Origin of the sequence: Frigoribacterium sp. PvP054 (assembly GCF_040547465.1) — a bacterium.
GTDB lineage: Bacteria > Actinomycetota > Actinomycetes > Actinomycetales > Microbacteriaceae > Frigoribacterium.
This window is the reverse complement of record NZ_JBEPPU010000006.1, coordinates 1-23,159: the sequence shown is the minus strand read 5'-3', so window position 1 is coordinate 23,159 and position 23,159 is coordinate 1. Positions and strand designations below refer to the sequence as shown.

Below are 23,159 nucleotides of genomic sequence, written 5' to 3'. Positions count from 1 at the left end.
CCCCCACATCCCGCCCCCGAACCGAAGGAACCCGATGCCGAACCTCTTCTCCCCGTTCACGCTCAAGGGTGTCACCCTGCGCAACCGCATCGGCATGTCGCCGATGACCATGTACCGGTCGACCGACGGCAAGATGGACGACTTCCACGTCATGTACCTGGGCGCGCGTGCCGCCGGCGGGTTCGGCCTGGTCTTCCCCGAGCAGATCGCGATCACCCCCGACGGTCGCACCACGACGCACTGCGCCGGCCTCTACGACGACGACCAGATCGAGGGCCACAAGCGCGTCACCGACATGATCAAGGCGATGGGTGGCGTGCCGGCCATCCAGCTCGGCCACACCGGTCGCAAGGGCAGCCTCGTCACGCCCTGGGAGGGCGGTCACATGCTGCCTCCCGAGCACGAGGCGGGATGGCAGACCCGTGCACCGTCCGCCATCGCGTACGGCGGCACCCTGCCCTACACCCCGCGTGAGCTGACCGTCGACGAGATCGCCCAGCTCATGAAGGACTACGCCGCGACGACCGAACGCGCCCTCGCCGCCGGCTACGAATGGGTCGAGATGCACTTCGCCCACGGCTACCTCGGCAGCGAGTTCTTCTCGCCGCTGGCGAACCAGCGGACCGACCAGTACGGCGGTTCGCTCGAGAACCGGGCGCGGTTCCACCTCGAGGCCCTCGACGCCGTGCGGGCCGTGCTGCCCGACCGCATCCCCCTGACCATGCGCCTCGGCATCGACGACCTCCACCCGGGCGGCATCGAGGTCGACGAGTCGATCACCGCCATCGGCTGGATGAAGGAGCACGGCCTCGACCTGGCCGACCTCAGCATCGGCTTCAACACCGACGACATGCGCGGCGACGTCCCCATCGGGAAGCTCGGCGGCATGCTCGGTCACGCGAAACGCGTCCGCGACGAGGTCGACATCCCGGTCGCGACCAGTTGGAACCTCGGCGTTCCCGAGCTCGCGAACCAGGTGATCGCCGACGAGGGCATCGACCTGATCTACCTCGGACGGTCGGCCCTGGCCAACCCGCACTGGCCGGTCTACGCCGCGCGCCAGCTGGGTTTCGACGACCCGTTCAGCCTCGTGCCCGAGGACTGGGCCTGGTGGCTGCGCAACCTGCGGGGCGCCCCCGAGGCGATCGGCTGGCCCCTGCCTCCGGAGTCGGCCGCGGCCGGGCTGGCCGGAGCGGCGGGCGTCTCGGCCTCGGCACCGATCGTGGACGAGCTCGCTGCCTCGGGCCCCGCCCCGACGTCGCCGCCCGTCGGTGAGACCGTCCCCGACACCGCCGGCGGCGGTTCGGCCGAACTCGTCGACGCGTAGGCACGCGGGTCTGCCCGACGGGCTGGTGGGTCGGCGCGGCGGCGCGCCGTCCGCCGACCCGCCCACCCGCCGACCCGCCGACCCGCCGACCCGCCGACCCGCCGACCCGCCGACCCGCCACGAAGTAAACATCCCGCCATCGAATCCGGTGGCGGGATGTTTAGCTCGTGGCGCGATGGACGTGCTCTCGGCCTGGCCTCAGTCCGGCGGGTCCGTCGAGCCGGGCTTGGCCGGCCGCGGGAAGGCTGCGCGCATGTGGTCGCTGGTGAGGAGGTCGCCGATGCCGATCATCAGCAGCGAGAAGACGATCTGTTCGACCACCATCCATCCGGGGTAGAGCCCCGGGATGGTGGCGACGATCAGCGTGACGATCGGGAAGATGCGGCTGAACAGTCGCAGGCGCGAGTAGGCCCAGTAGTAGCCGAGTTGGGCGCGCCACGCGAAGACGTACAGCGAGGCGGTGATGAACAGGACGACGGTGGACCGGAACCACACCGCCCACGGCACGTGCTCACCGCGGCTGGTGAGGACGGCGGCGATGAAGATCGCGGTGAGCCCCACCACGGTCTCGCCGAACAGCAGCCAGCGGATGCCGACGAAGCTCCGCACCGTGCGTGGGTGCTGCCGCATGTCTTCGTGGATGACGTAGCCCGAGTGCCGCCCGCCGGCCAGCCGGTCGAGCTGCAGCCGCTGCCACACCCGGTCGGCCGCCGCCGACAGCCCCGCCCCCGAGGAGGCGCGGTGCCACAGCCCAGCCCCCGTCACCTTCGCACCCCGTCCGCTCGCTCCACGAACACCAATGGTGCCCTACCCCGCCCTCTTCCCCACACCCCACCTCGGATCTCGCCACAAGGCGGCTGGGCTGGCTCTTGTCATGAGCGAGGTCACCTGCCCTGGGCAGCTGCCCCGAGTCACAGACGAGTCATGGCAAGGATGACCCAGGGACACACGTGCGGCGGTCACAAATGACCTACAGGTCAGTACGAGAGTCCAGCGTCAGGCAGCACCTCGAGTTCGAAGCACGACGAGAACGACGTTATCTCGACCGTCGAATCTGTCTGATCGGCCGATACGTAATAGCTGGCACCATGGTCACCCCGCAACACGAAATCATGCGAATCCCCACGTCCCTTTCTCTTCTCGTACACGAGACCCTGATCTCCAGCTTCCCCTGCATATGACTTCGCGAGAGTGCCCACGATGTCTCTCGCAGAAGCATCGGTGGCTAAGGAGACCGAGCTACCCCCGCTCCACTGGTATGCGCCTCGGCTGCAGCCGAGGAGCGTCCCGGGATCTATGCGCTGGGTCCTGACGACCGCATCGACGTCGACGCGAGCTGCGACGTCGTCTTCGATGAGCTGAGCCTGTGACTTGGCCTCTGCCACGGTCATGGAGCTCACGGTCGGATCTCGTTGCGCGAAGTTCACAGCAGTCCTTTCTGCGCCGGGGCCACAGGACGAGAGGGTGAGGACGCACGCTACGGAGACAGCGCCGGCGAGGACTGAACGCGTAAGCCTCATCGGAGAAGGTCCTGTTTGAGATCCTCACGGACGTCGTTGTTGGCGTCAGTGGCCCTGGCGACCAGATTGTGGTTGTCGAAAAGGGTTCCGAAGTCGGGCATGATCAACCGCCCGGCCGAATCACGCACGAGGACGTCTTCGACGCCGCCGTAGTAGTCGTTGTGGACGAACGAGTCATCCTTTCGTGGGTTCTTTCCGTTCCAGACCACGTGGAGGTCCTGCGCTTGCTGCAGGATGTCGCGGTAGGAGTAGTCCCGGTAGACGGTTGAGGCGTCCGGGCGCCACTCGTTGAGCATGCCTGCCCCTGACAAAGAGACGACGCTGTCGTAGTGCGTTGCGTAGAGCTCGGACGACGTGATGTTCGTCAAGCCCCAGCTGTGCCCGATGGCTGTCGTCCGGGCGGGAGTCTCGCCTGCAAAGACCGCATCGGCTCTCAAGCCCGCCTGAAACGAGGCCAGCTGTCTGCCGGCGTCCCGGGCACGACGTGGGTCGTTCGCCTCCCCGATCCGAGTCAGGTCCGCCTCTCCGTTGAGCGCCTCCTCACCAGGGAAAGGCCCGTCCTTGTACACAAAGGCGACGACGCCCGAACCCCCCTGGCGTTGGAGCCACTGGGGCATCTCTTGAATGCTGTGGCGATAGAAACCGTGCAGGCTCGAGTAGGTCCCGGGCACGTAGGTGATGACGTGATCGACGGTGGCTGCGTCCCAGGTGCCCAACATCTCGATGATGCGTGACCGCGGGGCGTCATACAGGTACAGCTGCACCGCCGGCGGCTGCGCCACCGCGCCCTTCAGGTAGGCGCGTTCGCGCGCCAACGCCGCGAGCAGCTCGGCATCGCCCGTCAGCCCCCGTCGCCGGAGGGGCCCCACCATCCGGTCGATCTCGGCGATGCGTCGGGCCGCGTTGATCGCGTTCGCCGCGATCCGCACCGACGGCGGCAGGCCGTCCAAGGCACCGATGATGGCCGGCGCCCCGCGGACCAGTGCCAGCTGCAGCGCCGTCAGCCCGTCGGTGTTCCGTGACCCCTGCTCGCCCAGCGCGTCCCACCACGCCCTGACCCGCCCGGGGGCGGCCAGGAACGCCTCGTCGACCAACTCGGGGTGCTGTTCGAGCAACATCGTCAGCTCGGTCGCGGACAGACCTGCCAGCAGGTCGAGCAGCGCACCGGCCGGGCCCGTCGCGAGGGCCGCCGCCGTGACCTGCGGCAACGCGCCCATCGCCTCGGGGCTCTGCAATGCGGCGATGCACCGGCGATCGGCCGCAGCACGCTCTTCGACCAGATCGGCCCAGAGGCTCGCGACGGTCTCGAGTTCCTGCCGCTCGTCGTCGATCCGCCGCTGCAACGTCGTCCGCTCGCCCGACCGGTACTCCGCCTCGACGACGAGGCCGAAGAGGTCGCCTCGTGCGGCCTCCGCCGCCTCGTGCACGATGGCCTTCAGGGTCGCCCCCGTCGACATGATGGTCTTCTCCGCCATCGCACGCCGCGCCTCCAGGGTCTGCTTCGTCCCCTGGATAAGAGCCACCTGCGCTGCATAGGCCTCGAGAGCCGCCGCGTGGTGTTCCAGACCTCGCGCGACGGCGGCCGCCTCGGTCGCGACGTCGGTCACCGCTGCCACGAACCGCTCGCCCGAACGCCCGTGCCAGCACTCCGCACCCCAACTCGCCGCCTCGGTCAACCGGTACGACGCCACCTCGAGGTCGTCGACCTCGTCACGCCGAGACGCGGCCAGACGCCGGATGCCGTCGACCGAACCGAGGCCCGGGTCGTCGTCGAGGCTCACTCCGACCCCACCCCGGCCAGGTCACCGAGCGGCAGACCGGCGGCCAGCCGGGCCTCGACCTCGGCGAACTCGAGCAGGAAGATCGTCGGGAAGTCGCCCACCGCCCGGATCGCCTCGACGGTCAACTCGGCTCGTCGGACGAGCTGCCCGGTCGCCTCGTCGAGCACGGCCGCCACGGTCGGCGAACCGACGTCGGCCGCCGACCCCGCCGCGAGTGCGGCCGACACCTCGGCGTCGACCGCCGCCGTCGACACCCGCCACGCCACGGACGTCAACGTCCGTTCGTCCACTGCCAGATCTGCCATGCACCCTCGTCCTCCGTCATGCGACATCCAAATATCGCGATCGATGAGAGCCACCCTAGCAATGCAGAACGCCCGGTGTGGAAACGATCCACAACCGGGCGTCCGATCCACAGGCGGGCCTGCGGGACGTGTCGGTCCCCCGACGAGAAAGGCCTAGGGACGCTTGCGCTTCTCGCGCACGCGCATGTTCACCGTGATCGGCGTGCCCTCGAAGCCGAAGATCTCGCGCAGGCGGCGCGTGATGAACCGACGGTACTGCGGATCGAGGAACCCGGTCGTGAACAGGACGAACGTCGGTGGGCGGTTCGCGGCCTGCGTGCCGAAGAGGATGCGCGGCTGCTTGCCCGACCGCAGCGGGTGCGGGTGCTCCGCGACGAGCTCGGCGAGCAGGGCGTTGAACTTGCCGGTCGGGATGCGGGTGTCCCACGACTCGAGCGCCAGCTCGAGGGCGGGCACGAGCTTCTCGAGGTGACGACCGGTGCGGGCCGAGATGTTGACGCGCGGCGCCCAGGACACGTGGTCGAGGTCTTGTTCGATCTCGCGCTCGAGGTAGCGGCGACGGTCGTCGTCGAGCAGATCCCACTTGTTGAACGCGAGCACGAGCGCACGGCCCGACTCGAGCACCAGGTCGATGATGCGGAGGTCTTGCGTCGAGATCTGCTCGGTCACGTCGATGACGACGACCGCGACCTCGGCCTTCTCGAGCGCGGCCGAGGTGCGGAGCGAGGCGTAGAAGTCGGCGCCCTGCTGCAGGTGGACGCGCTTGCGGATGCCGGCGGTGTCGACGAACGTCCACACCCGACCGGCGATCTCGACCTGCTCGTCGACGGGGTCGCGGGTCGTGCCGGCCAGCTCGTTGACGACGACGCGTTCTTCACCGGCGGCCTTGTTGAGCAGCGAGCTCTTGCCGACGTTGGGGCGGCCGAGGATCGCGACGCGTCGCGGGCCACCGATCTCTTGCTTGGCCACGGTCGACACCGCGGGCAGCTTGGTCATGCAGAGGTCGAGCAGGTCGGCCACGTTGCGACCGTGCAGGGCCGACGCCGGGAACGGTTCACCGAGCCCCAGCGACCACAGCGACGCGGCCTCGAGGTCTTTGCGGGCGTCGTCGCTCTTGTTCGCGACGAGGATCACGGGCTTGTGCGAGGCACGCAGCATGCGCACGACAGCCTCGTCGGTGGCGGTCGCCCCGACGTTCACGTCGACGACGAAGAGCACGGCGTCGGCCAGGTCGACGGCGATCTCGGCCTGCATCGCGACCGAACGGTCGATGCCGATCGCGTCGGGCTCCCATCCGCCGGTGTCCACGAGGGTGAAGCGACGTCCGCCCCACTCGGCCTTGTACGAGACGCGGTCGCGCGTCACGCCTGGTTTGTCCTCGACGACGGCCTCGCGCCTCCCGAGGATGCGGTTGACCATGGCGCTCTTGCCGACGTTCGGTCGACCGACGATGGCCAGCACCGGCAGGGCCGGGGCGTAGGTCAGCGCGTTCGGGTCCCACTCGCCGCCCTCGAGGACGTCGATGTCGCCCTCGTCGAGGTCGTAGTCCGACAGGCCGGCGCGCAGGGCCCTGGCGCGCTGGTCGGCGTCCTCGTCGGGCATCGTCTGGATGCGGTCGACCATCTGCTCGTCGAGCTCGGGGTACTTGTCGTCGTCTGCCATGGGGGCTTCCTCTAAGAAATGGGGGTGCTCGCTCGGACGAGCTCGACCACGGCCTGGACGGTCTGGTCGAAGTCGAGTGAGGTGGAGTCGACGGTGGAGACGCCGGGTGCGGCGGTCATGAAGTCGACGACCTTGCTGTCGAGCCGGTCACGGGTCGAGAGCTGCCGAGCTGTCTCTTCGGCACTCTGCCCGGTCACCTCGGCCGAACGCCTGGCCATCCTAGCCGCTTCGCTGGCGGTCAACAGGATTCTGACCTGGGCATCCGGTGCGACCACGGTCGTGATGTCACGCCCTTCGGTGACGATGCCGGGCCTGTCGGTCGAGGCGATGATGCGCCGGAACAGGTCGACCATGAACCGTCGCACCTCGGGCACCTTGGCCACGTGGCTGACGGCGGTCGTCACGCGGGGCGTCCTGATCTCGTCCGTCACGTCTCGACCGTCGACGGTCACCGAGGAGGCGCGGGCCGGGTCGATCTCGATCGCGTACCGGAACGAGGGCAGCGCCGCGATGATCGCCTCCGCGTCGTCGAGGTCGACGTCGCCGTCGAGGGCGTGCAGGGCGAAGGCGCGGTAGGCCGCCCCGGTGTCCTGGTAGTCGAAGCCGAGGGCCACGGCGGAGGCGCGGCTGACGCTGGACTTGCCGCTTCCGGCCGGTCCGTCGACGGCCACCACCACGTGGCGGTGCACGGCCTCGGCGGTCTCTGCACGCAGCTCTTCGACGTGGGCCTCGCCCGCCGGGCCTCCGACGCCGTGCTCCCCCGGCGAACGCTCGGGGTCGACGTCGTCGGGCTCCACCGGGCTCGTCACGCCGTGGTCGGCGCTCACGCGAACGCCCCCGCGACGGTCCAGCCCCGGGCTTCGAGCTCGTCCACGAGTCGGTCTTCTTGTTCGGGCACGATCGATACCTCCGCGAGTCCTACCTGCGCGCCCGGCGAATGCTCGAGCCGCAGGTCTTCCAGGTTGACGCCGATCTCACCGATCTCGGTGAGCAGGCGGGCCAGCTGCCCGGGGGTGTCGTCGACCATGACGATCACCGAGCTGAACTGGGTCTGTCGCCCGTGCTTGCCGGGCAGGCGGGCGACGCCACCGTTGCCGGCGCCGATGCTCTCGGCCACCGCTCGGCGGCTGCCGGGGGCGTCGGGCGCCTCGAGGGCGACGACGACGCGGTCGAGGTCGGCGCGCAAGTCGCGCAGCACGGCGGCCACGCGCGAAGCGTTCGCGCCGAGGATCTGCGTCCAGAGCGCCGGGTCGCTGCTCGCGATGCGCGTGACGTCGCGCACGCCCTGGCCCGCCAGGCCGAGGGACGCGTCGGGTGCGTCACGCAAGCGGGAAGCCATCAACGAGGCGACGACCTGCGGAACGTGGCTCACGAGGGCGACACCCGCGTCGTGCTCTTCGGGGGTCATCTCGATCGGGGTCGCCCCGAGGTCGAGGGCCAGGTCTTCGACGGCGGCCGCTCGTCGGTAGCTGATGTCGTCGTGCCCCGCGATCACCCACGGGCGGCCGACGAACAGGTCGGCGCGCGCCGAGACGGCTCCCCCACGTTCACGGCCGGCCATCGGGTGCGAGCCGATGTAGCGCGACACGTCCGCGCCGAGGGCCCGCAGTCCGGCGAGCGGAGCGACCTTGACCGACGCGACGTCGGTGACGAGCGCCTCGGGCCAGGCCTCGAGCTCGCGCGCGACGATCTCGCTGGTCACGTCGGGAGGCACGGCCACGACGACGAGCACGGGCGCGTCGCCCTCGGCCGGAGGTCGACCGGCGCCGTAGTCGACGGCGAGACTGCGGGCCGCCGGCGAGACGTCGTCGAGGATGACGTCCACGCCGTGCTGCCGCAGCCTCAGGCCGATGCTGGCCCCGAGCAGCCCCGATCCGACGATGCGCACCGGACCCACCAGCCGACGGCTGCCGGCCGTCAGGGCGTCTGCCGTCGGCCCACCGGCGCCCGGCACGTCAGTGCCCGGCGCGTCGACCGACGGGGCGACGTCCGCCGAGGAGGCGCGGTGCCCGTCGGTCACGACCGCCCGCCCCCTCGAGGACCACGTCCCCCGGAGTCGGGACGGCCACGGTAGGGACGGTCGCCGCCGCGGTCGTCACGGCCGGCGCGGTCGTCCCGCGGGCCACGGGCGGGCCCGCCTCGCGAACCACCCCGGTCGTCGCGCTGCTCGCGGCCCTGGTGGCCACCGCCGCGTGAGCCACCGCGGTCGTCGCGACCCTGATAGCCATCACTCGAGTCGCCACGGCCGCCACGCTCGTCGCGCTGATCGCGACCCTGGTACCCGCCACGCGACGCACCACGGTCGTCCCGACCCTGGTACCCGCCCCGCGACGCACCGCGATCGTCCCGACCACCGCGGTCGTCCCGACCACCGCGGTCGTCCCGACCCTGGTACCCGCCACGCGACGCACCACGGTCGTCCCGACCCTGGTACCCGCCACGCGACGCACCGCGATCGTCCCGACCACCGCGTTCGTCTTCGCCGCGCTCGGCGCTGCGGTCGACCCAGCCGCGGTTCGTCGCCTTGCCGCCGGCGCGGATGCCCGAAGGGCGCCCGGTGCGAGGGTCGCGGTTGGCGTCACGGTTCGGGTAACCCGCCGCGCGCTCTTCTCCGGGGCTCAGCGGACGGTCGCCGCCGCCCCGAGGCGCACGGTCGTCGCGCGACACGAAGCCACCGCGCGAGCCACGGTCGTCGCGGGACACGAAGCCACCGCGATCGTCGCGACCACGACCGTCGTCGTTGCGACCCTGGTAGCCGCCCCGCGAGCCGTCACGGTCGTCGCGACCCCGGTACCCGCCACGGTCGTCGCGGCCCTGGTACCCACCACGGGCCGGGCGCTCGTCGCGCCCCCGACCGTCGTCGTTCCGCCCCTGGTAGCCACCCCGCGACGCATCGCGTCCGTCGCCGTTCCGCCCCTGGTAGCCGCCACGGTCGTCACGCCCTTGGTAGCCGCCACGGTCGTCGCGCCCCTGGTAGCCGCCACGGGCCGGACGCTCGTCGCCGCCGTGGTAGCCGGTGCGGGCGGGTCGCCCCTCGCGTCCACGGCCGTCGTCGTTGGCGCCCTGGTACCCGCGGACGGGACGGTCGTCGCCGCCGCGCCCGTCGTGCCGGTTGCCCTGGTAGCCGCCTCGGGTCGGGCGCTCGTCGCGCTGACCGCGCCGCGCCTCCTGCTCTCGGCGCACCTGGGCACGGCGTGACGTCGACTCGGCCTGGTCTCTGGCAGCCGCGCGGCGTCGCTCGGCGCGAGCGTCGGTCGCGGGGTCGTACTCTTCGTCGTCCTCGTCGTAGTAGTCCTTCTCGACCTCGTCGTCGGCGAGGGCCAGCTCGACCACGTCGGCCTCGTCGACGGGAGCGTCGGGGCTCTCGGTGATCGGGGCGGCGTCGACCGTCGCCGCCGACGTGGCGTCGCGCGAGATCGTGAGGATGGCCCCGAGCTCGACCTTGGTCAGCGAGCGCATGTGGCCGACCTTCAGCGTGCCCAGGTGCAGCGGGCCGAACGACCGGCGGACCAGGTCGATGACCGGGTGGCCGACGGCCTCGAGCATGCGGCGGACGATGCGGTTGCGTCCCGAGTGGAGGGTGATCTCGATCAGCGACGAGTCGGTCGAGCGCGAGAGGCCTGCACCGCCGGCCACGAGCGTCGCCTTGTCCGCCGCGATGGGGCCGTCGTCGAGCTCGACGCCCGACGTCAGCTCGTTGAGCACGGCGGGAGTCACGACGCCCTTCACCTTGGCGATGTACGTCTTGGTGACGCCGAACGACGGGTGCGCGAGCACGTGCGCGAGTTCGCCGTCGTTCGTCAGCACGAGCAGGCCGCTCGTCTCGACGTCGAGTCGGCCGACGTTGAAGAGTCGCTCTTCGTACTGCTCGGTGAACTGACGGAGGTCGGGTCGACCGTTCTCGTCGCTGAGGGTGCTCACGATGCCGACCGGCTTGTTGAGCATGACGTAGCGGCGCGTGGCGTCGAGCTGGACCGCGCTGCCGTCGACGACGATCTTGTCGGTCGTCGGGTCGATGCGGCGGCCGGGCTCGGTGACGACCTTGCCGTTCACGGTGACGCGTCCGGCGGCGATCATGTCTTCGCTGACCCGGCGCGAGGCGACGCCCGCGGCGGCCATGACCTTCTGCAGGCGCTCGCCCGAGGCCAGCTCGGAGTCGTCGGCCGACGACGAAGAGGGACTACGCGACATCGTCGAAACCTCCCTGGCCGTCCGAGAGGAGGGGCGAGATGAGCGGCAGCTCATCGAGCGAGTTGATGCCGAGATGGGTCAAGAGGAGGCCTGTCGTTTCGTAGTTGATGGCGCCTGTCTCGGGGTCGGTGGACGACTCCGTGATCAGGCCGCGACCCAGCAGCGTACGGACGACCGAGTCGACGTTGACCGCCCGGATCTGGGCGATGCTGCTGCGGGTGATGGGTTGCTTGTAGGCGATGACCGCCAGCGTCTCGAGAGCCGCTTGTGACAGTTTCGTCGGGTTCTGCGTCAGCACGAAATCGCGCACGACCGGATCGTGCTCGTCTCGGACGTAGAACCGCCAGCCGCCGCCGACCTCGCGCAGCTCGAAACCACGCCGCACCGTGCCGTCGACGCCGTCGAAGTCGGCCACGAGCCCGACGACCGCCTGACGCACGGCGGCCACCGGCGCGCCGACCGCCGTGGCCAGTTCGACGAGCGACTGAGGCTCGTCGGCCACCATGAGCAGGGCCTCGAGCTGGCGGGCGATCGCGGTGGTGGGGCCCGCATCGGTCTCGGCGCCGCGCGGCTCGTCGGTCGCGACGGACGAGGAGGCGCGGGTCGTGTCACCCCTCATAGTCGGCCCCCAGCGCCGCCAGGTTCTCTTCGGTCCAGGTCTCGGCGACCCATCGCACGCTGAGCTCGCCGAGGGGCTCGACCTGCTCGAACGAGATGGACGCGTGCCGGTACAACTCGAGCAGGGCGAGGAAGCGGGCGACGACGACGCCCTTCTCGTCGACCCCGGCGACGAGCTCGCGGAAGGTCACGACAACGCCGTGGCGGAGCAGCGACACGACGAACGCCGCCTGCTCGCGGATGCTCACCAGTGGGGCGTGGAGGTGGTCGAGGCCGACGGTGGGGATCTCGCGGGGGGTGAGGGCCAGGGTGGCGAGGGCGGCGAAGTCGTCAGGAGAGAGGGTCCAGACGAGCTCGGGCGTCGACACGCGGTACTTCTGCTCGAGGCGCACCGACCGGGCGTGCCGTGCGGCCTCGGCGGCACCGTGGCGGGCGAACCACTCGGCCGCCTGCTTGAAGGCCCGGTACTGCAGCAAGCGGGCGAAGAGCAGGTCGCGGGCCTCGAGCAGGGCGACGTCCTCGGCGTCGACGAGCTCGCCCTGCGGCAGCAAACCCGCGACCTTGAGGTCGAGCAGGGTGGCCGCGACGACGATGAACTCGCTGGCCTGGTCGAGGTTCTCGTCGGTGTCGATGCGGCGGAGAAACGACAGGAACTCGTCGGTCACGGCACTGAGCGCGACCTCGGTGACGTCCATCTCGCGTTTCGAGATCAGCGAGAGCAGCAGGTCGAAGGGCCCGCTGAAGTTGTCGAGCCGCACCTCGAACCCGGGCGAGACCTCGGGGCCCGTGAGGACCGTCTCGCCGACGCCGACCTCGGCGGTCGCCGGCTCAGGCCGCGGCGCCACGCGCGATCAGCTCTCGGGCCAACTGACGGTAGGCCTGCGCCGCCGGGTGCTCGGGGGCGAACTTGGTGATGGGGGTGCCGGCGACCGACGCGTCGGGGAACTTGACCGTGCGCCCGATGACCGTCTCGAGCACCTGGTCGTCGAAGGCCTCGACCACACGCTCGAGCACCTCACGGCTGTGCAGCGTGCGCGAGTCGAACATCGTCGGCAGGATGCCGTCGAGCGTGATCGCCGGGTTGAGACGGTCGCGCACCTTCTCGATGGTCTCGACGAGCAGGGCGACGCCACGCAGGGCGAAGAACTCGCACTCGAGCGGGATCAGCACGCCGTGCGCGGCGGTGAGGGCGTTGACGGTCAGCAGCCCGAGCGAGGGCTGGCAGTCGATCAGGACGACGTCGTACTCGTCACTGACCTGACGCAGGATGCGCGCGAGGATCTGCTCGCGGGCGACCTCGTTGACGAGGTGCACCTCGGCAGCCGAGAGGTCGATGTTGGCCGGCATGACGTCGAGGTTGTCGACCCGCGTCGGCACGATGACGTCGTGGGCGTCCTTGACGGCACCGATCATGAGGTCGTAGACGGTGGCCTGGTCGTGCGACTGCACCCCGAGCCCCGCGGTGAGGGCGCCCTGCGGGTCGAAGTCGATGGCCAGCACGCGACGTCCGTACTCGGCGAACGAGGCGCCGAGGTTGATGGTCGTCGTGGTCTTGCCGACGCCGCCCTTCTGGTTGCAGAGGGTGATGATGCGAGCCGGGCCGTGGCTCGCCAGGGGCTCGGGGGTGGGGAACTCGGTGCGCGGGCGCCCGGTGGGGCCGTTCGCGGGGACGGTCGCCGGAGCGCTCTCGAAGAGGGCGGGGGTGCTCGAGGTCGGCTTGGTGCTCACGGGTACGAGAGTACCGGCGACCCCCGACGCCCCCGGGGTGCCGCGCCCGGCCCGTCACCAGGAAGCCTCATGCCTTGCTTGAGGGTTTTGCCTGGTCAGCGCCGTGGTGGGCGCCCTGGTCGACGCCCCTGTCGGCGCCCGGTCGGCACGAGGTCGGCGCCGCACCGGCCGGGGCCGGCCCGGCTCCGCCCCGGGGTCACGAGCCCCATCGTGCCCGGGGGTGGGCCGTCGAGTACACGTCCCTCAGGGCGTCCGCCGTCACCAGCGTGTAGATCTGCGTCGTCGCGACGGACGAGTGCCCGAGCAGCTCTTGCACGACGCGGACGTCGGCCCCGCCCTCGAGCAGGTGCGTCGCGAACGAGTGCCGGAGCGTGTGCGGCGACACCTCGACGTCGAGCCGGGCCCGCTCGGCCGCCGCCTGGATGATCAGCCAGGCGTTCTGCCGCGACACCCGGGCCCCGCGGGTGCCGAGGAACAGGGCGGGCGACGCCTCGCCGCGTGGCGAGAAGACCGGCCGGGCCCGCACCAGGTACGCGTCCAGCGCCCGGCGCGCGTAGCTGCCGAGCGGGACGACCCGTTGCTTGTTCCCCTTGCCGAAGAGGCGCACGACGTCGCCCTCGATCACGTCGTCCACGTTGAGCGACACGGCCTCGCTCACCCGCGCACCCGTCGCGTAGAGCAGTTCGAGCAGGGCCTTGTCACGCAACCGCGTCGGCTCGTCCCCGTCGGTCGCGGCGAGCAGGGCCTCGACCTGGCCCACCGAGATCGCCTTGGGCAGGCGACTCGGCAGCTTGGGCGGCCGGGTGGTGCCGGCGACGTCCGCCGCGACCAGCCCCTCCTCGAGGGCGAAACGGTGGAAGCCCCGCACCGACGACAGCACCCTGGCCACCGAGGAGGCGCCCAGCGGCTTCTCGGCACGGGTCGCCAGCGCCGCCGGGAACGCGGCGACGTCGGCGGGCTCGACCTCGTCGAGGGTGCGCCGTCCGGCCTCGGCCAGGTGCGCCCGCCAGAGGACCAGGTCGCGCCGGTAGGCCGCCGTCGTGTTCGGGCTGAGGCCCCGCTCGACCGAGACGTGCCTCAGGTAGCGGTCCAGCGCCTCCTCGATCGTCACGACCTCAGGCTACGGCGACGCGGGCCGCCCCGAGGGGCCGACCCGCTCGTCAGCGGGAGGCGACTGCGGCGAGCGCCGCGATGCTGAGGATCGAGTTGTGCAGGCGACCGGCCAGCACGCCCTCGACGATCTCGTCGAGCGAGACCCAGCGCTTCTCGATGTCGGCTTCCTCGTCGCTGCGCTCGAAGGCGTCGGCGGTGGCGCTGACGCCGGTGGCCCGGTAGACCGTGACCATCTCGTCGTTGCCGCCGGGGGTGGTGTGGAACGACACGAGTTCGTCCCATCTCGTCGCCTGCAGATCGGCCTCCTCGGCCAGCTCGCGCTTCGCGGCGTCGAGCTTGCCCTCGCCCTCGGCGTCGAGCAGGCCCGCGGGCAGCTCCCAGTCGCGGCTGCGGATCGGGTGGCGGTACTGCTTGATCACGAGCACGCGCTCGTCGTCGTCGACGGCGAGCACGGCGACGGCACCGGTGTGGGCGACGTACTCGCGCACCATGGGCGAGCCGTTGTAGTCGACGGTGTCGCGCCTGACGTCCCAGACGGCGCCCTCGAACACCACCTCGCTCGACGTGACCGTCGGCGACGCGGGCTCGTCGGCGAGGGGCGCCGGGCCCCCGGCCGTCGCGCCCGAGCCGACCGCGTCGGTCACGCGACGACCTCGGCGGCGTCGGCCTCGTCGGCGAACAGCTTGCTCGCGTCGTGACGCTCGAGCGACGCGGCGACGAGCCCGGCGAACAGCGGGTGCGCGTCGTTCGGACGCGACCGCAGCTCGGGGTGGGCCTGCGTGCCGATGTAGAAGGGGTGGACGGCACGGTCGAGCTCGACGTACTCGACGAGCGTGCCGTCGGGCGACGTGCCCGAGAAGCGCAGGCCCGCGTCGGCGATCTGCTGGCGGTACTGGTTCGAGACCTCGTAACGGTGACGGTGGCGCTCGGAGACCAGTTCGGACCCGTACAGGTCGGCGGCGAGCGAACCCGGGGTGAGCGCGGCCGGGTAGAGCCCCAGGCGCATGGTCCCGCCCAGGTCGCCGTCGGCGATGATGTCGACCTGCTCGGCCATGGTCGCCACGACGGCGTACTCGGTGTCGGGGTCGAACTCGGACGAGGAGGCGCCGGTCAGGCCCGCCTCGTTGCGCGCGTACTCGATGACCATGCACTGCAGCCCCAGGCAGAGCCCGAGCGCCGGCAGGCCGTTCTCGCGGGCGTACCGCAGCGCACCGAGCTTGCCCTCGATGCCTCGGATGCCGAAGCCACCGGGGACGCAGATGCCGTCCACCCCGCGCAGCGCCTTGGCCGCGCCCTCGGGCGTCTCGCAGTCGTCGGAAGGGATCCAGGTCAGCGACACCTTGGTCTGGTGCGCGAAGCCCCCGGCCTTCAGCGCCTCGGTCACCGACAGGTACGCGTCGGGCAGGTCGATGTACTTGCCGACCAGGCCGATGGTGACCTCGTGCTTGGGCTCGTGGACCGCCGTCAGCACCGGCTGCCAGCCCGACCAGTCGACCTCGCCGGCCTTCTCGCCGAGACCGAGGTGGTCGATGATGTAGGCGTCGAGCCCCTGGTCGTTGAGCATCGCGGGGATGTCGTAGATGCTCGCGACGTCCTTCGCGTTGACGACCGCGTCTTCGTCGACGTCGCACATCAGGGCGATCTTCTTCTTGTTGCTCTCGCTGACCGGTCGGTCGCTGCGCAGCACGAGCGCGTCGGGCTGGATGCCGATCGAGCGCAGGGCGGCGACGCTGTGCTGTGTCGGCTTGGTCTTCTGCTCGCCGGACGCGCCCATGTAGGGCACCAGCGAGACGTGGACGAAGAACACGTTCTTGCGGCCGAGTTCGTGACGCACCTGACGGGCCGCCTCGATGAACGGCTGGCTCTCGATGTCGCCGACCGTGCCGCCGACCTCGGTGATGATCACGTCGGGCTTCGGGTCGTCGTCGGCCTGCTGGCGCATGCGGCGCTTGATCTCGTCGGTGATGTGCGGGATGACCTGCACGGTGTCGCCGAGGTACTCGCCGCGTCGCTCTTTCGCGATCACGGTCGAGTAGATCTGACCGGTCGTGACGTTCGCCGACTGACCGAGGTCGATGTCGAGGAAGCGCTCGTAGTGCCCGATGTCGAGGTCGGTCTCGGCACCGTCGTCGGTGACGAAGACCTCGCCGTGCTGGAACGGGTTCATCGTGCCCGGATCGACGTTCAGGTACGGATCGAGCTTCTGCATGACGACCCGCAGCCCGCGGGCCGTGAGCAGATTGCCCAGGCTGGCGGCCGTCAGGCCTTTTCCGAGGGAGGAGACGACGCCTCCGGTGACGAAGATGTGCTTCGTCGTGCTGGCATCTGGACCCGAGTTCTCAACGTTCACCACGGGATTCCATCCTATGTCACACCGGGCCGATCCGACAGACCACCCCTGTTACGAACGTGTGTCGGCCGTCGCCGGGCGCCGGGCCGACGAGGCGAGCTCGAGCAGCTCGCGGGCGTGCTCGAGTCCGCTCGAGCTGTCGGGCAGCCCCGAGAGCAGGCGCGCCATCTCGGCGACGCGCTCGTCGCCCTCGAGCTGGTGGACGCTGCTGGCCGTGACCTCGCCCGAGGCGTCCTTGACGACGCGCAGGTGGTTCGTGGCGAACGCGGCGACCTGGGCCAGGTGCGTCACGACGATGACCTGCGCCCGCTCGGCCAGTGCCGCGAGACGGCGACCGATCTCGATCGCGGCCGAGCCGCCGACGCCGGCGTCGACCTCGTCGAACACGAAGGTCGGCACGTCGCTCGAGCCCGCCATGACGACCTCGAGCGCAAGCATGACGCGCGAGAGCTCGCCGCCCGAGGCCCCCTTGCCGAGCGGCCTGGGCTCGCTGCCCGGGTGCGGGCGCAGCAGCAGCGACACGACGTCGCCGCCGCTCGTGCCCAGCTCGTCACGGGGCGTGACCTCGACGACGATCTCGGCCCCCGTCATCGCCAGGGCGCTCAACTCGGCGCTGACGCGCGTCGACAGGTCCGCCCCGGAGGCGCGACGCAGCTCGCCGAGGACGCCCGCGCGCCGCTCCGCCTCGGCCAGCAGCTCGGCCACGTCGTCGTCGAGGTGCGCGAGCCGGTCGTCGTCGCCGTCGAGCTCGACCAGGCGGCGGCTGCCGTCGTCGAGCAGCCGGATGACGTCCTCGAGGGTGGGTCCGTGCTTGCGGACGAGCCCGGCCAGGTCGGCCCGCCGCGTCTGCACCGACTCGAGCTCGACGGCGACGTCGGCGTCGAGGGTGCCGAGGTAGCTCGACAGTCGGGACGCGGACTCGGCGACCTGCACGCTGACCTCGGCCAGCAGGTCGGCGATCGGCTCGAGCGCGGGGTCGTGCGGTGCCACCCGTTCGATCTGACGCCGGGCCTCCTCGACGAGGGACACCACGTCGCGCGTCCCGTCGACGGCGTCGGTCGAGAGGACCTCGTGGGCGAGGCCGGCCGCCAGCCGCAGGTCTTCGGCGTTGCTCAGTCGCTCGGCCGTCGCGTCGAGCTCGTCGAGCTCGCCCGCGACCGGCGCCAGGCCCTCGATCTCGTCGATCGCCGCCCGGAGCGTCTCGGCCTCGGCACGGCGGGCGTCACGGTCACGGGTGATCTCGTCGAGCTCGGCACGGGCGGCGAGCCACGCGTCGTAGGCGCTGCGGTAGTGCCCGGCCGCCTCGGCGAGGGCGGCACCGCCGTGCGCGTCGACGGCGGCGCGCTGCGCGGCCGCGGACTTGAGCCGGATCTGCTCGGACTGGCCGTGCACGACCACGAGGTGGTCGGCCAGGTCGCCGAGCACGCCGATGGGTGCCGAGCGACCGCCCACGACGGCTCGACTACGCCCCTCGGCCGACACGACGCGGCTCAGGAAGAGCTCACCGTCGTCGACGTCGCCGCCCGCGTCGCGCACCCGGTCGACGACGACCCCCTCGGCCGGGACGACCCACCGACCGTCGACGACGGCCTGGGGGCTGCCCGACCGGACGACGCCGCTCTCGGCGCGCTGCCCGAGCAGGAGGCCCAGGGCCGAGACGACCATGGTTTTGCCCGCACCGGTCTCGCCCGTCACCGCGGTGAAGCCGGGCCCGAGCGGCAACGTCGCCCGGCCGATGACGCCCAGGTCTCGGATCGAGATCTCTTCGATCATCGGGCGCCCTCGGTGGTCGGGTCGGCCTCGACGCGCGCCGGGCCACGCCACCCGGTGACGGGCAGTTGGAACTTCGCCACGAGGCGGTCGGTGAACGGGCCGGTCCGGAGTCGGGCCAGTCGGACGGGCTGGTCGGAGCGACTGCACTCGACCCGGGCCCCCGGGGGGAGGTCGTGTTCACGGCGGCCGTCGCACCAGAGGATGCCGCGCGCGTCGGTCCGGCTGAGCACCTCGACGGCCAGCACCGAGTCGGGCCCGACCACGAGAGGGCGGGCGAAGAGGGCGTGGGCGCTGAGCGGCACGAGCAGCAGGGCCTGCACCGCGGGCCAGACGACGGGGCCACCGGCCGAGAACGAGTACGCCGTCGAGCCGGTCGGCGTCGACATGACGACGCCGTCGCATCCGAACGACGACAGGGGCCGGCCGTCGACCTCGATGACGACCTCGAGCATGCGCTCGCGCGAGGCCTTCTCGACCGTGGCCTCGTTCATCGCCCAGGTCTCGTAGACGACCTCGTCGCCGTTGGTCACCTTGACGTCGAGCGCGAAGCGCTCTTCGACCTCGTAGTCCGCCGCGAGGACGCGGGCCACGGTGTCGGCCATCTCGTCGCGTTCGCTCTCGGCCAGGAACCCCACGTGCCCGAGGTTGACGCCGACGATCGGCGCCCGGGTGCCTCGGATCAGCTCGGCCGCCCGCAGGATGGTGCCGTCGCCACCGAGCACGATGACGCACTCGAGGTCGTCGCAGGCGACGCCGTCGAAGAGGATCTCGACGTCGTCGATCGCGGCGGTCGGTTCGGCCCGACGGATGTCGTCCCATTCGTCACGGGGCAGCACCGGCACGACGCCCGCGTCGCCCAGCAGCCCGCAGACCGCGAGGGCGGCGTCGATGGAGTCCGGGCGCCCGGTGTGCGAGACCACCAGGATGTGTCGTGTCGTCGAGATGTCGTTCACCCTCTCGTCAAGCTGTCGGCGGTGCTGAGCCATTCTGTCGGATTCGACCCGGCCGAGGCCGAGAAGTGCACACAGTACTCGCGGTTGCCCGCCCCCCCGACGATGGGGGACGAGATGAGACCGGCGGTGCCGAGGCCCAGGTCGTGGGCGGCCCACAAGACGCCGGTGACGGCCTCGTTCCGCAGCACCGGGTCGAGCACGAGCCCCTCGCGCACGCCCTGTCGCCCCACCTCGAACTGCGGCTTCACCAGGAGCACGAAGTCGTTGTCCACACCCAGGCTCGCCACGAGCGCCGGCAACACCATGGTCAACGAGATGAACGAGACGTCGGCGACGACGAGCGACACCGAGGAGGCGCGGGGCGTCAACTGCGCGAACCGCTCGGCCGTCAGGTACCGCGCGTTCTCGCCTTCGACGATCTTGACGCGCGGGTCGAAGCGGACGGGGTTGGCCAGTTGGCCGTGGCCGACGTCGAGGGCGATCACGTGGTCGGCCCCGCGCTCGAGGAGCACCTGGGTGAAGCCGCCGGTGGAGGCACCGACGTCGAGGGCCGTCCGCCCGGTCGGGTCGACGCCGAACGCGTCGAGGGCACCCAGCAGCTTGTGGGCCGCCCGACTCACGTAGTGGTCGAGGCCGGCGACGGCGACGTCGTCCGACTCGGCGACCCGGGCCGACGCCTTGACGACGCCGACGCCGTTGACCGTCACGAGGCCGTCCGCCAACAGTCGTGCGGCGTGCGTTCGCGACCGGGCGAGGCCTCGTCGTGCCAGGGCCGAGTCGAGCCGCTCGCCGGAAGCCTCGGAGGACGTCATCGACCGCCCTGACCGGTGTCGGTCGTCGTGCCCTCGAGCACGGCCCGGAGCTCGTCGTGGACCACCGCGAACCCGGCGGCACGGGAGGCCAGCGGTCGGGACTCGATGTCAGCCGCCCGCGCGGACCAACCGGCCCGCGCCTCCTCGGCCTCGTCGACGCCTGCATCGGGGACGACGCCCCGCCGGAGGGTGCCGGGGGGCGTGCCGTCGACGGCGGTCTCGTCGGGGTGGTCGTCGCTCATGGTGCCGTCCAGACTAGCCGCCACCACCGACGGCCGAGGCGGGAAGCCGGGCGGGCGATCAACGGTCGGCGTGCAGCGCCGGGTCGACGTCGAGGCCGTAGATCGCCTTGCCGGTCCCCCACACGGCTGCCGCTCCGGCTCGCAACAGGTCGACGGGATCGTCCCCGGCGGACAGCACGCGCACCACGTGACCGCGGACCGCGACGCTCGCAGCGCGGACGGTCACGACGTGGACGTCGTCCTCGTCGTGCTCGACGGTCTCGGGGTAGGGCTGCAGCAGCTCTCGGAGGTCGCCGACGATGAAGTCGGGTCGGGACTTCGCGTCGGCCGCCAGGACCTGCTTCGCGCCGTCGATGCCGGTCAGCACGAGGACGGAGGTCAACCCCGCCGCGTTGGCCCCGACGATGTCGGTGTCGAGCCGGTCGCCGATGAAGGCGGCCTCGGTCGCCCCGAAACGTTCGACGGCGGCCGCGAAGATCGGCGTCTCGGGCTTGCCCGCCGTCACGGGCAGCCGTCCGACGGCGGTGTGCACCGCCGAGACGAGCGTCCCGTTGCCGGGTGCGATGCCGCGCTCCTGCGGGATGGTCCAGTCGGTGTTCGTCGCGATCCAGGGGATGCCCGTGTGCAGCGCGTACGACGCCTCGGCCAGCTGCGCCCACCCGACGTCGGGGCTGAACCCCTGCACGACCGCCGCCGGCGCGTCGTCGGCCGAACGGGTCACGACGAACCCCTCGGCCTCGATCACCGACGTCAGTCCTTCCCCGCCGACGACGAGGACCGTCGCCCCGGCAGGGACCGCGTCGACCAGGAGGCGCACCGCGGCCTGCGGGGACGTCACCACGTCGTCCGCCCCCACCTCGAGCCCGTAGCCCGACAGTTGCGAGGCCACGGCCTCGGCCGTCCGCGAGGCGTTGTTGGTGATGTAGCCCACCCGGCGGGTCCTGGCCACGTCGGTCAGGCTCTCGACCGCGTGGTCGATCGCGTGCCGACCGCGGTAGACGACCCCGTCGAGGTCGGCGAGGACGGTGTCGACGCCCTCGAGGGGGGTCCGGGCGTCAGCCACGGTGTTCGTCGGCGGCGTCGTCCTGCGCGGTCGTCTCGGGATCGGCAGTCTCATCGTGCTGGTGGTCCTCGTCGTCGGGCGTCTCGGGGTCGTCGTCGGCGGGCGTGACGTCCACGGCGTCGGCGTCGGCGTCGGCGTCGTCGGTCTCGGTCGACACGTCGGCGTCGACCTCCTCGTCGAAGACTCCTTCCTCATCGACCTCGTCGGGGCCGCCTTCGGCGTCGAGGCCGACCGGACGCTCGTCGGCCGCAGGGACCTCGATCTCCTCCTCGACGATCTCGACGGTCTCACCGTCGGCACCTCCGTGCTCGAGCGAGGCCAGGGCGTCCTCGGCACGGTCGGCCAACTCGAGCCACTTCTCACCCTCGTCGGGTCGGCCGAGGTCCTCGAGCACCGTGCCGTAGGCCGCGAAGAGGGCCGGGCTGTAGCTGAAGGCCTTGGTCCGGTCGAGCTGAGGGATCTCGAGCTCGCCGAGAGCCGCCTGCGGCTGACCGAGGTCGAGACGCGCGCCCGACATGGCGATCGCCAACGACACACGGACCTGCGGGTCGAGCGTGGACACGTCGACGGATCGCCCGAGCTCGAGGGCACGCTCGGGGCGACCGAGACCGCGTTCGCTGTCGACCATCAGCGGCAGCTGGTCGTCGCGGCCGGAGATGCGGCGGTACGTGCGTAGCTCTCGAAGGGTCAACGCGTAGTCCCCCACCTGGTACGCGGTGATGGCGATCGTCTCTCGGACCACCGAGATGCGCCCGGCACGTCGGCCGGCCGACAGGGCGTGCTTGTGTGCCTCGGCAGGGTCCTCGTCGATGAGTCGACCGGCCATCACGAGATGCTTGGCGACCCAGTCGGCGTTCTCCTTGCTGAGCGTCTTGAGTTCGCCGCGTGCGACCTTGTCGAGGTCGCGGGGCTCGACGTCGTCGGGAACGTGCGCGACCTCCTGGGCGGGACGCACCGACTTGATGCCGAACGGGTCGCGGTCCTCGGGGGTCTCGCGGGGCTTCCACCCGTCTCGCCGGTCCCCGCGCCCCGTCGAGCCCGCACGAGGCCCGCCACTGCGACGGTCGTCACCACCGGGACGACCGGTGCGCTGGGGACGGTCTCCGTACGACGGCCGATCACCACGCTGCGGACGATCACCGTACGACGGCCGATCACCACGCTGCGGACGATCACCGTACGACGGCCGATCACCACGCTGCGGACGATCACCCGACGACGGCCGATCACCACGCTGCGGACGATCGCCCGAGGGACGACCACCGGCGGGCCGACCGCCGGTCGGGCGGTCCCCGCGGGGCGGCCTGGCACCAGTCGGGCGGTCTGCTGCGCCGCGACCCCGATCACCGGACGAGGGGCGGTCGCCGCCACGATTCGAGTCGCGGCGGCCGGACCCAGAAGAGGGGCGGCGCGGGCCGTCCGTGCGGTCGTCGTCGTCGCGATCAGTCACCGAAGTGCTCCTCTGTTGTTCTCTACCAGCTGTCGAGTTGTGAAGGGACGACTCTACCAAAGCGGCCCCGAACCGCGGGAGGTGCGGTTCGACCACTCGAGACATCGCCCCGAACGCAGAAAAGCCGCCCCACTGGGGCGGCTCTTCTGGTGTTGCATGTGCTCTTCGCACTAAAGGGAGTCCGGCGGTGTCCTACTCTCCCACAAGGTCCCCCTTGCAGTACCATCGGCGCTGAGAGTCTTAGCTTCCGGGTTCGGAATGTGACCGGGCG

General features: G+C 71.2%; 20 protein-coding genes, 1 rRNA gene and 1 pseudogene. 1 reads left to right on the top strand and 21 read right to left on the bottom strand.

The window, feature by feature from the left end:
* Positions 1 to 34: 34 nt before the first annotated feature.
* A complete protein-coding gene (locus ABID81_RS09670) occupies positions 35 to 1,327 on the top strand; it encodes an NADH:flavin oxidoreductase/NADH oxidase (protein WP_354594586.1) in 1,293 nt (430 codons plus the stop codon).
* 198 nt (positions 1,328 to 1,525) lie between these two features.
* Here ABID81_RS09670 and ABID81_RS09665 read toward each other — a convergent pair whose 3' ends face one another.
* The 21 genes and pseudogenes from ABID81_RS09665 to rrf form a co-directional block, all read right to left on the bottom strand.
* Positions 1,526 to 2,092: a hypothetical protein gene (locus tag ABID81_RS09665; protein WP_354594585.1), complete on the bottom strand. Its 567-nt coding sequence runs from the start codon at positions 2,090 to 2,092 to the stop codon at positions 1,526 to 1,528.
* A gap of 212 nt (positions 2,093 to 2,304) precedes the next feature.
* Positions 2,305 to 2,718: a hypothetical protein gene (locus ABID81_RS09660; RefSeq protein WP_354594584.1), complete on the bottom strand. Its 414-nt coding sequence runs from the start codon at positions 2,716 to 2,718 to the stop codon at positions 2,305 to 2,307.
* 125 nt (positions 2,719 to 2,843) lie between these two features.
* Complete coding sequence (locus ABID81_RS09655) at positions 2,844 to 4,628, bottom strand: hypothetical protein (RefSeq protein ID WP_354594583.1); 1,785 nt, start codon at positions 4,626 to 4,628, stop codon at positions 2,844 to 2,846.
* The gene (locus tag ABID81_RS09650; protein WP_354594582.1) at positions 4,625 to 4,933 is read right to left on the bottom strand and encodes a hypothetical protein; all 309 of its coding nucleotides are present in this window, start codon (positions 4,931 to 4,933) and stop codon (positions 4,625 to 4,627) included. The genes ABID81_RS09655 and ABID81_RS09650 overlap by 4 nt, the downstream gene beginning before the upstream one ends.
* A gap of 153 nt (positions 4,934 to 5,086) precedes the next feature.
* A complete protein-coding gene (der, locus tag ABID81_RS09645) occupies positions 5,087 to 6,535 on the bottom strand; it encodes a ribosome biogenesis GTPase Der (protein WP_369814040.1) in 1,449 nt (482 codons plus the stop codon).
* 71 nt (positions 6,536 to 6,606) lie between these two features.
* Positions 6,607 to 7,284: a (d)CMP kinase gene (gene cmk, locus ABID81_RS09640; RefSeq protein ID WP_354594720.1), complete on the bottom strand. Its 678-nt coding sequence runs from the start codon at positions 7,282 to 7,284 to the stop codon at positions 6,607 to 6,609.
* Between the two features lie 134 nt (positions 7,285 to 7,418).
* Positions 7,419 to 8,516: a prephenate dehydrogenase gene (locus ABID81_RS09635; RefSeq protein ID WP_354594719.1), complete on the bottom strand. Its 1,098-nt coding sequence runs from the start codon at positions 8,514 to 8,516 to the stop codon at positions 7,419 to 7,421.
* Between the two features lie 1,469 nt (positions 8,517 to 9,985).
* Positions 9,986 to 10,786 (bottom strand): annotated as a pseudogene (locus ABID81_RS09630) (pseudouridine synthase); the annotation flags it as partial.
* A complete protein-coding gene (gene scpB / locus ABID81_RS09625) occupies positions 10,776 to 11,405 on the bottom strand; it encodes an SMC-Scp complex subunit ScpB (protein WP_354594581.1) in 630 nt (209 codons plus the stop codon). The gene scpB and the pseudogene ABID81_RS09630, both read right to left, overlap by 11 nt.
* Complete coding sequence (locus ABID81_RS09620; RefSeq protein WP_502915203.1) at positions 11,395 to 12,249, bottom strand: segregation and condensation protein A; 855 nt, start codon at positions 12,247 to 12,249, stop codon at positions 11,395 to 11,397. The genes scpB and ABID81_RS09620 overlap by 11 nt, the downstream gene beginning before the upstream one ends.
* Complete coding sequence (locus ABID81_RS09615) at positions 12,233 to 13,132, bottom strand: ParA family protein (RefSeq protein WP_354594580.1); 900 nt, start codon at positions 13,130 to 13,132, stop codon at positions 12,233 to 12,235. Before ABID81_RS09615 ends, ABID81_RS09620 begins: the two co-directional genes overlap by 17 nt.
* 196 nt (positions 13,133 to 13,328) lie before the next feature.
* Positions 13,329 to 14,243: a site-specific tyrosine recombinase XerD gene (gene xerD, locus ABID81_RS09610; RefSeq protein ID WP_354594579.1), complete on the bottom strand. Its 915-nt coding sequence runs from the start codon at positions 14,241 to 14,243 to the stop codon at positions 13,329 to 13,331.
* 49 nt (positions 14,244 to 14,292) lie between these two features.
* The gene (locus ABID81_RS09605; RefSeq protein WP_354594578.1) at positions 14,293 to 14,889 is read right to left on the bottom strand and encodes an NUDIX domain-containing protein; all 597 of its coding nucleotides are present in this window, start codon (positions 14,887 to 14,889) and stop codon (positions 14,293 to 14,295) included.
* Entirely contained in the window at positions 14,886 to 16,595 is a 1,710-nt protein-coding gene (pyrG, locus tag ABID81_RS09600; RefSeq protein WP_354594717.1) for a CTP synthase, read from the bottom strand. The genes ABID81_RS09605 and pyrG overlap by 4 nt, the downstream gene beginning before the upstream one ends.
* 51 nt (positions 16,596 to 16,646) lie before the next feature.
* Complete coding sequence (gene recN, locus ABID81_RS09595) at positions 16,647 to 18,368, bottom strand: DNA repair protein RecN (RefSeq protein WP_354594577.1); 1,722 nt, start codon at positions 18,366 to 18,368, stop codon at positions 16,647 to 16,649.
* Positions 18,365 to 19,354 carry an NAD kinase gene (locus ABID81_RS09590; RefSeq protein WP_488627867.1) on the bottom strand — a complete coding sequence of 330 codons (990 nt, stop codon included), beginning with the start codon at positions 19,352 to 19,354 and terminating at the stop codon, positions 18,365 to 18,367. The genes recN and ABID81_RS09590 overlap by 4 nt, the downstream gene beginning before the upstream one ends.
* On the bottom strand, positions 19,318 to 20,133 hold the full coding sequence (locus ABID81_RS09585; RefSeq protein WP_354594576.1) for a TlyA family RNA methyltransferase: 816 nt from the start codon (positions 20,131 to 20,133) through the stop codon (positions 19,318 to 19,320). Before ABID81_RS09585 ends, ABID81_RS09590 begins: the two co-directional genes overlap by 37 nt.
* Positions 20,130 to 20,375, bottom strand: coding sequence for a hypothetical protein (locus ABID81_RS09580; RefSeq protein WP_354594575.1), 246 nt, complete (start codon positions 20,373 to 20,375; stop codon positions 20,130 to 20,132). Before ABID81_RS09580 ends, ABID81_RS09585 begins: the two co-directional genes overlap by 4 nt.
* Before the next feature lie 58 nt (positions 20,376 to 20,433).
* The gene (locus ABID81_RS09575; RefSeq protein ID WP_502915201.1) at positions 20,434 to 21,438 is read right to left on the bottom strand and encodes an HAD-IIA family hydrolase; all 1,005 of its coding nucleotides are present in this window, start codon (positions 21,436 to 21,438) and stop codon (positions 20,434 to 20,436) included.
* Complete coding sequence (locus ABID81_RS09570; RefSeq protein WP_354594573.1) at positions 21,431 to 22,393, bottom strand: hypothetical protein; 963 nt, start codon at positions 22,391 to 22,393, stop codon at positions 21,431 to 21,433. The genes ABID81_RS09575 and ABID81_RS09570 overlap by 8 nt, the downstream gene beginning before the upstream one ends.
* A 674-nt stretch (positions 22,394 to 23,067) precedes the next feature.
* Positions 23,068 to 23,159 (bottom strand): 5S ribosomal RNA (gene rrf, locus ABID81_RS09565); the annotation flags it as partial.